General features: G+C 67.6%; 15 protein-coding genes. 7 read left to right on the top strand and 8 right to left on the bottom strand.

The window, feature by feature from the left end; all coding sequences use genetic code 11:
* The first annotated feature begins 95 nt into the window (after positions 1–95).
* Together KOF26_RS08835 and KOF26_RS08830 are read left to right on the top strand one after the other, a co-directional pair.
* The gene (locus KOF26_RS08835; protein ID WP_216324034.1) at positions 96–317 is read left to right on the top strand and encodes a hypothetical protein; all 222 of its coding nucleotides are present in this window, start codon (positions 96–98) and stop codon (positions 315–317) included.
* Positions 314–907 carry a YdeI/OmpD-associated family protein gene (locus KOF26_RS08830; protein WP_216324032.1) on the top strand — a complete coding sequence of 198 codons (594 nt, stop codon included), beginning with the start codon at positions 314–316 and terminating at the stop codon, positions 905–907. The genes KOF26_RS08835 and KOF26_RS08830 overlap by 4 nt, the downstream gene beginning before the upstream one ends.
* A 43-nt stretch (positions 908–950) precedes the next feature.
* On the opposite strand, the gene KOF26_RS08825 is transcribed toward KOF26_RS08830, so the two are convergent.
* The 4 genes from KOF26_RS08825 to KOF26_RS08810 form a co-directional block, all read right to left on the bottom strand.
* Positions 951–1,370, bottom strand: a complete 420-nt coding sequence (locus KOF26_RS08825) for a glycine zipper 2TM domain-containing protein (protein ID WP_216323370.1) — start codon at positions 1,368–1,370, stop codon at positions 951–953.
* 115 nt (positions 1,371–1,485) lie between these two features.
* The gene (locus KOF26_RS08820) at positions 1,486–1,815 is read right to left on the bottom strand and encodes a hypothetical protein (protein ID WP_216323366.1); all 330 of its coding nucleotides are present in this window, start codon (positions 1,813–1,815) and stop codon (positions 1,486–1,488) included.
* Between the two features lie 50 nt (positions 1,816–1,865).
* Entirely contained in the window at positions 1,866–2,918 is a 1,053-nt protein-coding gene (locus KOF26_RS08815; protein WP_216323362.1) for a ribonucleotide-diphosphate reductase subunit beta, read from the bottom strand.
* A gap of 131 nt (positions 2,919–3,049) precedes the next feature.
* A complete protein-coding gene (locus KOF26_RS08810; protein ID WP_216323360.1) occupies positions 3,050–4,048 on the bottom strand; it encodes an acyltransferase family protein in 999 nt (332 codons plus the stop codon).
* Between the two features lie 274 nt (positions 4,049–4,322).
* Between KOF26_RS08810 and leuA the strand changes: the two genes are divergently transcribed.
* The 3 genes from leuA to KOF26_RS08795 all read left to right on the top strand — a co-directional run bounded on the left by leuA (position 4,323) and on the right by KOF26_RS08795 (position 7,148).
* Positions 4,323–5,984 (top strand): 2-isopropylmalate synthase, encoded by a 1,662-nt coding sequence (gene leuA / locus KOF26_RS08805; protein ID WP_216323357.1) that lies wholly within the window; start codon positions 4,323–4,325, stop codon positions 5,982–5,984.
* Between the two features lie 172 nt (positions 5,985–6,156).
* Positions 6,157–6,741, top strand: a complete 585-nt coding sequence (locus KOF26_RS08800) for an outer membrane protein (RefSeq protein WP_216323354.1) — start codon at positions 6,157–6,159, stop codon at positions 6,739–6,741.
* 224 nt (positions 6,742–6,965) lie between these two features.
* Positions 6,966–7,148, top strand: coding sequence for a hypothetical protein (locus tag KOF26_RS08795; protein ID WP_216323351.1), 183 nt, complete (start codon positions 6,966–6,968; stop codon positions 7,146–7,148).
* 16 nt (positions 7,149–7,164) lie between these two features.
* On the opposite strand, the gene KOF26_RS08790 is transcribed toward KOF26_RS08795, so the two are convergent.
* From KOF26_RS08790 to KOF26_RS08775, 4 genes are all read right to left on the bottom strand, one after another.
* Positions 7,165–7,758: a DUF1109 domain-containing protein gene (locus tag KOF26_RS08790; RefSeq protein WP_253201288.1), complete on the bottom strand. Its 594-nt coding sequence runs from the start codon at positions 7,756–7,758 to the stop codon at positions 7,165–7,167.
* A 28-nt stretch (positions 7,759–7,786) separates the two neighbouring features.
* Positions 7,787–8,311, bottom strand: coding sequence for a sigma-70 family RNA polymerase sigma factor (locus KOF26_RS08785; RefSeq protein WP_216323345.1), 525 nt, complete (start codon positions 8,309–8,311; stop codon positions 7,787–7,789).
* Positions 8,312–8,404: 93 nt separating this feature from the next.
* Entirely contained in the window at positions 8,405–9,649 is a 1,245-nt protein-coding gene (locus tag KOF26_RS08780) for a protein-disulfide reductase DsbD family protein (RefSeq protein ID WP_216323342.1), read from the bottom strand.
* Between the two features lie 52 nt (positions 9,650–9,701).
* Positions 9,702–10,259: a peroxiredoxin gene (locus KOF26_RS08775; protein WP_216323340.1), complete on the bottom strand. Its 558-nt coding sequence runs from the start codon at positions 10,257–10,259 to the stop codon at positions 9,702–9,704.
* Positions 10,260–10,488: 229 nt separating this feature from the next.
* On the opposite strand from KOF26_RS08775, the gene KOF26_RS08770 reads away from it, so the two are divergent.
* Entirely contained in the window at positions 10,489–12,585 is a 2,097-nt protein-coding gene (locus tag KOF26_RS08770; protein WP_216323336.1) for a gluzincin family metallopeptidase, read from the top strand.
* A 3-nt stretch (positions 12,586–12,588) separates the two neighbouring features.
* Positions 12,589–14,055, top strand: coding sequence for an MBL fold metallo-hydrolase (locus tag KOF26_RS08765; RefSeq protein ID WP_216323333.1), 1,467 nt, complete (start codon positions 12,589–12,591; stop codon positions 14,053–14,055).
* Positions 14,056–14,103: the final 48 nt, after the last annotated feature.

Genomic DNA, 14,103 nt, shown 5'->3' with positions numbered 1-14,103 from the left:
ATGACAATTCGACGAATTGTGGCCAGATTGCGGCATTGTGGCCACAATTGGGGCATGGGCTTGCGGGGCGGCGGGGGGCGCGCCAAATTCGGGCCATGTTCAATCTTCTCTCGATCGCCATTGGCGCCGTCGGCCTCGTGCTGGCGCTGTTCGCATTCCTGCCGCTGCTTGGCTGGGCGAACTGGTTCATCATCCCGCTTGCCGTGCTGGGCCTCGGCGTCGGCCTGTTCTCCTCGCAAAAATCGGGTCGCGCGCTGAACCTGCTGGTCATCGCCGTCGGCGTGCTGCGACTGATACTGGGCGGGGGGATTTTCTGAGCCGCGACCCCCGCGTCGACGCCTATATTGCGGCCCGGCAGCCCTTTGCCCGGCCGATCCTCGAAGAGATTCGCGTCCGCATGGAGGCCGTCAGCGCTGAGATTGGCGAGACGGTCAAATGGTCCTCGCCATTCTTCGAATATCGCTGCCGGCCGCTGGCGATGATGGCCGGGTTCAAGGCGCATGCCGCGTTCGGCTTCTGGCGCCACGCCGAGGTCGCGGGTGACCGCGCGGCTGCGACGGGCGCCATGGGCGAGTTCGGTCGCCTGACGCGGATCGACGATCTGCCGCCGCCGGAGGCGTTCGCCGCCCTGGTTCGCAACGCGATGGCGCTCACGGAGGGTGGCCCGGCACCGCGCGCGAAGACGCATGCCAGGCCCGCACCCGCGACGCCTGCCGAGTTGGTCGCCGCCTTTCCGGCGAACAAGGCGATGGCCGATTTCTGGGAGGGCCTGCCGCCTTCGGCGCAGCGCGATTATGCGCAGTGGATCGAGGGCGCCAAACGGCCGGAAACACGTGCCCGGCGGGTCGAGACGACGCTTGCCCAGCTTGCCGAGGGCAAGAGGCTCAACTGGAAATATGGCGGCTGAGCCCGCCGGCCCGCAGCCGCGGGCCGGCGGTCAACGGACCGGTTCAACGGCAGCGGATGCCGCCCCGATCGATCTCGCGCCCGAGTAGCGCGCCGCCGCCCGCGCCGAGCAGCGTGCCCAAAGTCTGGGATCGACCATGATCGAGCGAGTTGCCGAGCAGTCCGCCCAGCACGCCGCCGATGATCAGGCCGGTGGTGCCGTCCGGACGGCGGCAATAATAGCGACCGTTGGAGCCGCGATAGATGCGGTCGTTTCGTCCCAGCCGGCGCTCCTTGTAATAGCGGCCATCGCGATAATAGCGGCTGGCGTCGTAAGTGTTGCCGTGGCGCGGATCAGGGCGGTTGTAGTCGTAGCGTTTCCAGTTCTGCCAATTGTCGTTGCCGCGCCGGGGTTGGGCGTCAGCCGCGGCGAGCGGCGCGAGCGTGGATGCGAGCAACGACGCGGCCAGGATCAGCTTGCGCATGAACGATCTTCCTCTTCTTCCTCAAGCCGGCCCGACGCGGTGTTGGCCCTGCCCGTTGCATTGGGCAACGAAATTATTTCGGAAGAGTGATGATCGTTATGCGCAAGCGTCTGGTTCAGCAGCCGTTTTTGCGGTTCTGCGCGGCGTCGTGCTTCTTGTCGAGATGCTTGCCGAGCAGCGCGCCGCCGACGCCGCCGGCAACCGTGCCGAGCGTGCCGCCGCCCAGCGCGTTGCCGGCCAGCGCGCCGCCCGCGCCACCGGCGATCAGGCCGGTGGTGCCGCTGCTGCGCTTGCAGCGATCATAGTCGCGGCGGTCGCGATCACGGTCGCGGCGATGCTCGCGATCGTAGCGGCGATCATAATTCTGCGCGACCGCAGCCGGCGGAGTGAGGGCGGGCGCGACGATGGCCAGGGCCAGCGCGGCGAGGGTCAGCTTGGTCTTCATCATGAATCTCCTTCGCCGGTTAAACGAGGAGAAGCCCAAGCGGTTGCCGATTACTCCGCAGCCACCCCCGAGGAGCCGAACAGCCCGCCTTCATTGATGTCCTCGTTTGCCGCTGGCACCCGCTTGGCGGCGGAGCGACGGTCGAAGGCGTCCCACACCTCGTTCCAGTTGCCGCGCGTCGCCGCCTTGGAATATTCGGTGGCGCGGGTCTCGAAGAAATTGGCATGCTCGACGCCGTTGAGCAGCGGGGCGAGCCAGGGCAGCGGATGGTCGTCCACCATGTAGAGCGGCTTCAGCCCGAGCTGGCCGAGGCGCCAGTCGGCGATGTAGCGGATATAGCGCTTGATCTCCTTGGGCGTCATGCCGGGCACCGGGCCCATCTCGAACGCCAGATCGATGAAGGCATCCTCCAGCTCCACCGTATGGTGGCAGGTGTCGCGAATGTCCTTGCGGATCGCCGGGGTCAGGCAGTCCCGCTCCTTCACGAAGGCGTGGAACAGGCGGATGATGCCTTCGCAATGCAGGCTCTCGTCGCGCACCGACCATGAGACGATCTGGCCCATGCCCTTCATCTTGTTGAAGCGCGGGAAGTTCATCAGCATGGCAAAGCTGGCGAACAGCTGCAGCCCCTCGGTGAAGCCGCCGAACATCGCCAGCGTGCGGGCGATGTCCTCGTCCGTATCCACGCCGAAGGTGGCGAGATAATCATGCTTGTCCTTCATTTCCTTGTAGGAAAGGAAGGCGCCATATTCGCTTTCCGGCATGCCGATCGTGTCGAGCAGGTGCGAATAGGCGGCGATGTGCACCGTCTCCATATTGGAGAAGGCGGCGAGCATCATCTTGATCTCGGTCGGCTTGAACACCCGGCCATATTTCTCGTGGTAGCAATCCTGCACCTCGACATCGGCCTGGGTGAAAAAGCGGAAGATCTGGGTGAGCAGGTTGCGCTCGTGATCGGTGAGCTTCTGCGCCCAATCCCGGCAATCCTCGCCCAGCGGCACCTCCTCCGGCATCCAGTGGACCTGTTGCTGGCGCTTCCAATATTCGAACGCCCAGGGATATTCGAAGGGCTTGTACTGGCGGCTGGCCTGGAGGAGGGGCATCGGGAACAGGCTCCTGCGAACAAAACGGAAACTATGCGGTATATAGGGTCAGGCTACGCCCTTTCACCACAAAGTCTAGGCTTGACGGGTGGGTTTTCCACAGTGCTGAGCCGCCCCCGCGGGGCCGCGCGTCAGCTCGTCGCGGGGATCGCGGCCGGGGCTTGCGCGTGGCGGGCGCCGCGGTCCAGCCCGAGCAGCGTGGCGAGGCCGTGGCGCTGGGCAAACCGGCAAACGAGCAACGGCGCGAGCAGCCCGATGATCGTGCTCAGCACCAGCAGCGTCATCGGCTCGCGCAGGTGAAGGCCGTGCATCAGCAGGATGCGCAGCCCCGCCGAGGCGAGGGTGTGCATGACGTAGATCGCCATCGAGGCCTGGCCGAGCAGCTTCAGCATCCGGCCCAGCCCGGCGCGGCCGATCAGCATCGCCAGCGCCACCGTGCCGAGCGTGCCGGCCAGCGCACCGCCATAGTGGGCCAGGGCTCCCGCCAGCCCGGTCGGCCCGGCGAGATGGTAGAGCGCGAACGTCGCCCATGCCGCCAGCGCCATCGCCGCCAGTCGCCGGACCGGCCATTCCGCCGCCCTGCCCAGCGCGCCGCCGCCGAGCATGCCCAGAACGACATAAGGCAGCGAGCCCAGCGAACGCGTGAAGATGTCGCCGGCACCGAAGGCCATGACCGCGACCACCCCGAGCAACGTCACGCCGATCAGCAACCGGCGCCGCGTGAACAGGGCGCAGATGATCATCTGGTCGACGAACAGGGCATAGAGAAACCAGTATTGCTCGATCGGCTGGATGGGGATGCGGGCGATGTCGGAAAGCGACAGCGGCGTGTTGACCCATTGGTCGGCGAGAACCTCGGTCACCCCCGAGATCAGCGACCACAGGAAATAGGGGTAGGCGACGGTCAACAGCTTGTTCTGGATGAACGGCCCGCGTCCGCGGGCGAGGCCGCGCCCGATAAACAGCCCGGACAGCACGAAGAACAGCGGCATGTGGAACGAGTAGATGAGCGTGTCCTGCCACACCGGCCAGCCGGTGTGCGGCGGGGTCGTGGGGTAGAGGCTGCGCAGCGCATGGCCGTAGACGACGAGGACGATGCCGATTCCGCGCGCGATATCAATCCATTCCACGCGCCTGCTTGTTCCGGAAGCGTCTGTTCCCACGCCCAACCAAGTCCTCATGATCACGGACTGGCCCCCGAGATAAATGCCGCCCTGCGGCGTTGCCCGAACGGCGAGCGGTTGACAAGTCGCCTGCCGCCGCGGCATGTCGGGCCGATGATCCGCATCGGGGCCTCGCTTCTTCGACTTTGATGCCGGCCCCGCGCGCGGGGTCGGGTTGGCCCGGGCGCGCCTGTGACGCCCTACAATGGACTGACGGATCATCATCATCGGAGCGGCCAAGATGCTCGCCGACCCTAGCGTAAAATATCGCCCCTTTCCGCAGGTGGACCTGCCCGACCGGCAATGGCCGTCGCGCACCATCACCCGTGCCCCGCGCTGGCTGTCCACCGACCTGCGCGACGGCAACCAGGCGCTGATCGACCCCATGGATGCCGAGAAGAAGCGCCGCATGTTCGACATGCTGGTGCGCATCGGCCTCAAGGAGATCGAGGTCGGCTTCCCGGCCTCCGGCGCGACCGATTTCGACTTCATCCAGGGACTCGTCCGCGCCGGCATTCCGGCGGACGTCTGGCCGCAGGTGCTCACCCAGGCGCGCGAGGACCTGATCGTGCGCACCTTCGACAGCCTCGAGGGCGCCGAGCGCGCCGTCGTCCACATGTACAACGCCGTTTCGCCGGCGTGGCGGCGGATCGTGTTCGGCATGGACCGCGCGCAGGTGAAGAAGATCGCCACCGACGGCGTGGCGCTGCTGGCGCGCGAGGCGAACAGGCGTCCCGGCACCGACTGGCGCTTCGAATATTCGCCGGAGACCTTCTCCACCGCCGAACTGGAGTTCAGCCTCGAGGTCTGCGAGGCGGTGTGCGACGTGCTCGATGCGTCGCCGGACCGGCCGGTGATCCTCAACCTGCCGGCGACGGTGGAGGCGGCCACGGCCAATATCTATGCCGACCAGATCGAATGGTTTTGCCGCAACATCTCGCGGCGGGATTCGGTGGTGATCTCGCTCCATCCGCATAATGATCGCGGCACCGGTGTCGCCGCCGCGGAGCTCGGCGTGATGGCCGGCGCCGACCGGGTGGAAGGCTGCCTGTTCGGCAATGGCGAGCGGACGGGCAATGTCGATCTCGTCACGCTCGGCCTCAACCTCTACACCCAGGGGATCGCGCCCGGCCTCGATTTCTCGGACGTCGACGCGGTGCGCAAGACGGTGGAATATTGCACCAACCTGCCGGTGCATCCGCGTCATCCTTACGCCGGCGACCTCGTCTTCACGGCCTTTTCGGGCAGCCATCAGGACGCCATCAAGAAGGGCTTCGCCGCCCAGGCGCAGCGCAACGACCAGATCTGGGACGTGCCCTATCTGCCGATCGACCCGGCCGATGTCGGGTGCAGCTACGAAGCGGTGATCCGCGTCAATTCCCAGTCCGGCAAGGGCGGCGTGGCCTGGGTGCTGGAACAGGATCAGGGGCTGAAGCTGCCGCGGCGCATGCAAGGCGATTTCAGTCGCGCCGTGCAGGCGCTTGCCGACGAGACCAGTCGCGAGCTCAATGCCGCCGACATCTGGGCGGTATTCCGCAAGGAATATGGACTGGACGGCGGCGGGCGCTTCCAGCTCATCGATTATCACGAGGATTATGGCCCCGGCGGCAACAAGGACCGCCGCTTCGCCGGGCGGATCACGCTCGACGGGCGCGAGCAATCCCTGTCAGGGCGCGGCAACGGCCTCATCTCCTCGGTGCTCGACGCGCTGGGCAGCTGCGGCGTAGCGCTGGAGGTGGTGGATTATCACGAGCACGCCATCGGCGCCGGCACCGATGCGCAGGCGGCCGCCTATGTCGAGGCGCGCCGACCGGACGGATCGCTGGTCTATGGGGCCGGCATCGATCCCGACGTCGCCACCGCGAGCGTGAAGGCGGTGCTCTCCGCCGCCAACGCCGCCTGAGCCTGCGCTGCGCCGCCGGCGATGATCCGGCGGCGCGGGGCGCGACGGAATCCAGCGTTCCGACTGTGGCCGAGGCGCAACAACTCCCGCGCGCCGGCCATTTTTTCGGGAACTGCAACGCCGGCCGGCCATTGGGTGGCCCCACAGGGGTTCATCAGTATGGAGAGTTGCGTTGCGTACCACCCTGATCATTGCCGCCCTCGTCGGCGGCATCGCCGCGCCCGCGCTCGCCCAGGAGCAAGGCGCCACCACCAGCTTTCGCGGCTTCCGCGTCGAGGGGAATGTCGGCCTCGATCGTTTCCAGAGCGAAGGTTCGCATGATGACGGGCTCGGCTATGGCGGCACGGTCGGCTGGGATGGCATGATCGGCGATCGCATCGTGATCGGCCCGGAATTCAGCTACTGGCGCGCCCGTCAGGAGAATATCACGCCGGGCGTCGGCGATCTTGGCACAGTGACGCATAAGAGCTTCAACGAGCTCAACGCCTCGGTGCGTGTCGGCGCCCTGGTCACTCCGCGTTTCCTCGTCTACGCAAAGGGCGGCTATGCAAATAGCGAGCAGCGCAAGGCGTTTATCGCCCCGCCGGGACAGTCCAGCTATTACAATCACTTCCACACTGACGGCTATACCGTGGGCGGCGGCGGCGAATTTTCGCTGACCGACAGATTCTACGTCAACGCCGAATATCGTTACACCAACTACAACACCGACAGTGCGCGGCAGCGTGTAAGCGTGGGCGCCGGCGTGCGTTTCTAACGCGGCTGAACTGGGCGGATTTTGCCGCCAGGAGCCGGGATGATTTGGCTGGACGGCATCGGCCGGGCGGATGGATTTCTGCCCGGCCGATCGCTTTTGATAAAGACTTTGGCAAGTCGGGCGAAATTGCCCTATGAACGCAGGTCGGCGGTCGCGATTCCCCGGCGTCGTCGGCAGGGTGGAGTCACAAGTGCTTGAACCGGGGTATGAATCCGGGATGGGCAATGCTGCACTATCGGCTCTACACTTTGTCAGACGGGGGCGGCGGCATCAGCAGCGGTGCCGATCTCCTCGCGGAAACTGACGAGGAGGCCATCCGCCAGGCCGAACGCGCCGAGCCGATCCGCGCTTATGAGGTGTGGCAGGGCACGCGCCGCGTCCATACCCGGCCCCGCAACGAGGAATAGCCCGCGCGGGTCGATATCAGGCGGCGACGGCGGCTCGCCCGAGCGCCACGGTGACGATGGCGAGCGCCAGCGCCGCGGCCAGGTGCATCGCGAAATCGACCGCGGACATCCCTACCGGATGGCAGAAGCCGAGCAGCCCGAACGACAGGAAGCCGATTCCGCCGCCGGCCAGCGCCAGCGAGCGGAGCGGCGCCAGCGAGCGCGTCCGGCGGAGCGCGAGCAGCACGGCACCGATCATCGGCAGGCCGGCGACAAGGATGAAGGTGAAGCAATAGCTGCCCTGGCCGAGCTTGCCGGCGGGATGCGCCGAGGCGCCGATGGCGAGCGCGGCGCAGACCAGCCACGCCGCGAACGCCGCCATCATCCCGCCGCGCAGGCGCGCCGCGCTGCCCGCCACGCTGACGGTGAAGGCGGCGACGAGGGCGCCGGCGCCCAGCGCCAGCGACAGCAGGATGCCGGCGATGGCGATGCCGGCATTGGGCGCCGACCAGTCGAGCGCGGCGCGGTGCAGCGGGCGGGTGAAGAGATAGCCGAGCAGCAGCGCGACCGGCATCCACATCAGCGCACGCGCCCAGGCCGGGGATATCCGCCGCACGGGCTGGGCGGTCATGGACAGCGCATCGATCAACCTGTCGTGATCAACCATTTGAATGCATCCCGTGTTCGCGAAGTCTTGCATAGGCGCGGTGCAGCAGCGACTTGACGGCACCGACCGACAGGCGGCTTTCATCGGCGGCGGCGTCCAGCGTCATCTCCCTGAGCTTGACCATCTCCACCACCCGGCGCTGCCGCTCCGGCAGCACGCCGAGCAGCCGGCCGAGCGTCTGGTCGGCGCCGGCCGTCTCCAATGTCTCCAGCGCCGCCATGTCGACGGCGGCGGCCAGCGCCACCTCGTCCGCCACTTCGCGCCGGCGTGATCGCCCGTGCCGGCGCAGCGCATCGACTGCGCGGGCCGAGGTGATCGCCGCGATCCAGGGCAGCAGGGGCCGCGCCGGATCATAGGTGTGCCGCAGCCGGTGGATGGTCAGCAGCGTGTCCTGGATCACATCCTCCACCAGTATCTCGTCGAACACGCGACGGCGCGCATAGGCCCGCACCGCCGGCACGACGGCACGCAGCACCACCCGGTAGGCCGCCTGATCTCCGTCCTGCGCCCGGCGCATCAGATCTGGCCACGCCTCCTGCGGAGGCAGTTCGTTCCGCGAGGCGGTGGCTATGGCGACCTCGGCTGATGCGATCCGGCATTGGTCATCGTCTCAGGCCTTCCTGCGCGATGCCGCATCGAGCGCGGCGGCGACGTCCTTCATCGCCAGCAGCTGGGGCAGGACGACGGGCGCGCCGCCCCTGGCCGGATAGACGAGATAGAGCGGCAGGCCGGTGCGCCCGAGCGCTGTCATAGCCTGTTCGATGGCCGGGTCATAGTTGGTCGAGTCGGCGACCATGTAGGTCGCCCCGCTGCGCGCGATCGCGGCCTTGAAGGCATCGGTCGAGAGCACGGCCTTCTCGTTGACCTGACAGGTCAGGCACCAGGCCGCCGAGAAATCGACGAACACCGGTCGGCCGGCGGCGCGCGCCTTCGCGACGCGTTCCGGGGACCAGGCGACGGGGTGCAGTTCGGCGGGGGCGGCGGTGGCCATTTCGGCCGGCTTGCCGGCGGTCAGCGCTCCGCCGGGCAGGGCGATGGCGGCGCCGATCGCGGCCAGCCCCGTGGCGGCGGCAAGGGTCACGCCGCGCGCCGGCTTTCCGGACATGCCGCGCCGCTGGGCGATGCCATACAGCCAGCACACCAGGCCGAGCGCCACCGCGCAGCCGAGCATCAGCGCCAGGCCCGCCGGTCCGGTCTGCTGGGCGAGCACCCACAGCAGCCACGCCGCCGCGCCGAGCATCGGGAAGGCGAGCAACTGCTTGAGGGTGACCATCCATGCGCCCGGCCGCGGCAACCGCCGGGCCAGGGCGGGAATGAAAGAGAGCAGCGTGAACGGCGCCGCCACGCCCGTCGCCAGTGCCGCGAACACCGCCAGCGCCGCCAGTGGCGGCTGGACCAGCGCATAGCCGAGCGCGCCGGCCATGAACGGCCCGGCGCAGGGCGTCGCGACGACCACCGCCAGCGCGCCGGTGAGGGCGGCGCCGGCGAGCCCGTCCCGCCCGTCCAGCTCCTGCCCGGCGCGCTGGAGGCCGATGCCGACCTCGAACAGGCCGGAGAGGTTGAGCGCCGCCGCGATCATCACCAGCACCAGCAAGGCGACGACGACCGGCGACTGGAGCTGGAAGCCCCAGCCGACCGCCTGCCCGCCCGCGCGGAGCAGGATGAGCGTGCCTGCGAGCAGCAGCATCGCCAGCAGGGTGCCGGCAAAGAATGCCGCCCCCTCCCAGCGCAGACGCCGCGGATCGCCCCCGTTGCCGACCAGCCCGAACGCCTTCAGCGAAATGATCGGGAAGACGCATGGCATCAGGTTCAGGATCACCCCGCCGAGAAAGGCGGACAGGATGGCAAGCAACATGGACTGGCCTCGCGAAGGGACAGGATGCGGTCAGGCGTGGATCGGGTGCGGATCAGGCGTGACCGGCCTTCCACGCCCGCACCGCGGCCATCGTCTTCTCGATATGCGCCTGCGGATTGCGGTCGGTGTAGCTGAGCAGGATCTTGCCGTCGGGGGCGATCACGAACGATGTGCGCTCGGAAAGCGTGCCCTTCGGGCCTTGCATCGTCGTCTTGTATTCGGCCGCGATCTTCGCGCCCGGATCGGCCGCCACGGCGAATTTGTCGCGGCATTCCACGCTGGAGAATTCGGCGACGCGCTCGACATTGCCGGCCGTCACGCCGACGATCGTCGCGCCGAGCTGGTGGAATTGGTCGCTCGCCTCGGCGAACAGGTGCGCCTCGATCGTGCAGCCCTGGGTGAAGGCGGCGGGGAAGAAATAGAGCACCACCGGACCCTTCTTCAGGGCGTTCTGGAGCGAGAGGCTGAACGGCTTGCCGCCGAGCGCCGCCTCGAGCTTGAAATCGGGCGCCCGGGCGCCCTCGGGAAGTGCAGCCGAGCCCATGGTCGGCGTGGCGGCGGCGAGGAATCCGACGGCCAGCGCGATCGCGATATTGTTCCGGAACTTCATCTGCTGTGCTCCCACTCGATTAGGCCGAGGGCCGGTCATCGCCGCCCCCTTCAACCACGGGTTCGCCAGCATGCGCCGAAAAGTTGCGGCCGGCTCGCGAAAAAAATCGGAGGAGCTGCGGTTGGCTCGTCCACTTCCGGGTGCGGATCTTGCCTGCTATTGTCGCGCCAGCCCGAAGAAATCGTCAGCCTGTGCGGGCCCGATTCAAACCCTGACTATGGGAGCTTCGATGGCGACGTCCGAAAAGCCGTCCTATGACTGGCAGAAGCACCGGCCGGCACCTTATCCCAAGCCCGCGACCCGCAAGCTGAGAGCCTATGCCTTCGATCCGCAGAGTTCGACGGACTTGGCCACCGCCAATATCAACAACGCGGTGATTTCGCTGCCGTGGGAGCAGCCTTGGGAACATCCGGTAACGCCCGGCCCCTGCGGCGAATATATCGAGGTCATCGATCATGATCCGGCCAGCGGCCTGTTCTACGATCCGGTCGACCTCAACGATCCGGCGCTGTTGCAGGAGGGCCTGCCGGCCTCGGAGGGGCGGCCGCAATTCCATCAGCAGATGGTCTACGCGGTGGCGATGAAGACGGTGCGCAGCTTCGAGCGCGCGCTCGGCCGGACGATCTACTGGGCGCGCGAATTGCCGCCGCCGACGAGGACGGAGACGGTCGAGGCGCGGGCCGAGAAGCGCACCGAGGTCGTCCAGCGGCTGCGCATCTATCCGCACGCGCTGCGGGAGCGGAACGCCTATTACAGCCCCGACAAGACGGCAATCCTGTTCGGCTATTTCCAGCCGCAGGATGTGCAGATGGGTGATCGCTGGGTGTTCACCTGCCTGTCGCAGGACATCATTGCCCACGAAACCACCCACGCCTTGCTGCACGGCGTCCATCGCCGGTCGGTGCAGCGGAGCAATCTCGACACGCTCGCCTTTCACGAGGGCTTCGCCGACATCGTCGCCTTGCTGCAGCATTTCACCATGGTCGACGTGCTGCGCCAGCAGATCGCCCAGAATGCCGGAAGCCTGCGCACGACATCGCTGCTCAACAGCCTGGCCGGGCAATTCGGCAAGGCGCTCGGCCGCCGCTCCGGGGCGTTGCGCACCGCGCTCGATCTCGTTCAGCAGGACGCCCAGGCCGCTGCCAACGCCTCGCCGGAGGAGCGCGCGCGACGTACGGCGGCGACCACCCTTACCGACCGGGTGCGGGAAGCGCATGATCGCGGCGGCTTCCTCGTCGCCGCGGTGTTCGATGCGTTCGTCACCATCTATGAGCGGCGCACCGCCGATCTGATGCGGCTGGCGCGCGATGGCGGGCTGCGCAGCGGCGACGATCTGTCCCCCGACCTTGTCGGGCGGCTCGCCAGCGAGGCCGCCAAGATCGCCGATCATGTGCTGAGGATGTGCGTGCGCGCGCTCGATTATGTCCCGCCGGTCGACATGACGTTCGGCGAGTATCTGCGCGCGATCATCACCGCCGACACCGATCTCGTGCCGGAAGACCCGTTCTGCTACCGCGTCGCCTTCGCGCAGGCGTTCCGCCGCCGCGGGATCGTGCCCGAGGGCAGCCTCTCAATGTCCCCTGACAGCCTGGTGTGGAACCGGCCGGACTCGAATGATCTGCCCACCGGCCAGCAGGGACGCGGCCTGTTCACCAACCTGCTGGAACGCCTCGTCTTCGACAACAGCTTCGGACAGATGAAGGACGAGGACGGGCGCCCGATCGACTTCTCCAAGCCCGGCGGCAATTTCCGCGAGATCAACGCCCGCGTGGTGCGCACCAACCAGATCAATGCCCATCGCTGGCTGAACATCGACAGCGAGGAGGATCATCTCTGGGAACGGCTGCTCGGCGTGAAATTGCAGAGCACCGGGCAGCTCAAGGCCCGCGGCGAACGCCCGCTCGAGACGGTGCATTGGCGGACGCGGCGCAAGGATGGCGAGCGCGAGCCGCTGGTCCAGATCTATTCGGCGCGAGTCGCCCGCCGCTCCGGCCCGGACGGACAGGAGCTGAACCAGCTGGTGCTGCAGGTGGTGCAGAAGCGCGACGGCTATTTCGATCCCGCCCGGCAGGCGCGCGCCGATCGCGGCGAGCCGGTGGAGGGCAGGCCCGATTTCTGGTTCCGCGGCGGCTCGACCCTGCTCATCGACCTGCGCGACGGCCAGCTCCGCCACTCCGTTCGCAAGTCGATCCAGACCGAAGACGATGCCCGGCTGCACCGGCAGCGGCAGTTCGAAATGGGCCGCGATGGCCGGCCGGAACTGCTCTATCCCCATTCCGGCCCGCAGCTCGACAAGGAGCCGTTCGCCATGATCCACCGGGGCTGAGCGATGGCCGATCCCAGGGTCACGGTGCGCATGTATCAGGGGCTGATGGGCGATTGCTTCCTGCTCCGCCTGTTCGACGCGAACGCGGACGGCCGGAACGGTGTCGCCGCCGCCAACATCCTCATCGATTGCGGGGTGCTGCAAAACGTGCCGGACGAAGCGGCGCGGATCGCGAGGGTGACGGCCGACATCGCCGCCATCACCGGCGGCCATATCGATCTGCTGGTCGTCACCCACGAGCATTATGATCATGTCTCCGGCTTCGGCCATGCCCGCTCGCTGTTCCTCGACGGCGGGCTGACGATCGGCACGCTGTGGCTGGCGTGGACCGAGCGGGCCGGCAATGAACAGGCCGACGCGCTCCGCAAGGTCTTCGCCCAGACGCGCAAGGCCGTGCAGGCCGGCGTCCAGCGCATCCGGCTCGCCGGCGAGGAGCTTGCCGGCGGCGGCGAGGGGCTCGAGGATTTCCTCGGCCCGCAGGACGGCCTCGCCGTCAGCACGGCCGGCCTCACCGTCGCCCAGATCATCGACGGCCTCAAGGAGCGGGTACGGCCCGCGCCGGAGGATTATCTGGAGCCCGGCACCGTCCGCACGACGCCCGGCAAGCTCGGCCTGCGCGCCTATGTGCTCGGCCCCCCGCACGACGAGGATTTGCTGTTCCGGGACCGGCCGAGCCGGAAGCTTGGCGAGGGGGAGACCTATTTCGGGGCGTGGATGCGCGAAGCCTTCGAGATCGAGCAGAATTTCGCCCCGGCCAGCGGCAGGAGCCTGCTCAACATGCCGTTCGGCTCCGTCTATGGGCATGTCGCCGACAAGCCGTTCCTTGACGAAGGCAATCCCGGCCCCGCGCCGGAAGATCCGGCGGCAGCGCACGCGCTCTGGCGCGTCCGCCAGAAGTATCTCGACGATCCGGAGCGGATGATCGGGTCGGCGTGGCACGGCGCGGTCAGCCAGCTGGCCATCAAGCTCGACAGCGACACCAACAATGCGAGCCTGGTCCTCGCCTTCGAGCTGTCGCCGGGCGGCGACATCATGCTGTTCGCCGCCGACGCGCAGGTCGGCAACTGGCTGTCATGGCACGAACAGAATTATCCCGCCGACGATCAGGGCACCGGCCTTCGCGTCACTGCCGGTGAGCTGCTCGCCCGCACCACGCTCTACAAGGTCGGGCATCACGGCAGCCACAACGCCACGCTGCGCGCGCTGGGACTGGAGCTGATGACCAGCGACCGGCTGACCGCGCTGGTGCCGGTGATGGAAGAGCTTGCCGAACGGCGCCGCTGGGGGATGCCGTTCTCGGCGATGTATGAGCGGCTGGTCGAGAAATGCCGCGGCCGCGTGCTGCGCGGCGATCGGCCCCCGGACCCCGCCGTGCTTGCCGCCCAGCCCGATTTCGAGGCGCGGATACGCATTGATCCCGCACCCGATGCAAAGCTCGGCCCTGCCTGGATCGAGTACGACGCCAGTTGATTGGCCACTTCCGAAGCATGATTATTTGCGATTGACTCCGGGATCGTC

It is taken from the genome of Sphingomonas quercus (assembly GCF_018863195.1).
In the GTDB taxonomy this organism is placed as follows: Bacteria; Pseudomonadota; Alphaproteobacteria; order Sphingomonadales; family Sphingomonadaceae; genus Solisphingomonas; species Solisphingomonas quercus.
This window is presented reverse-complemented; position numbering and strand designations above follow the sequence as displayed.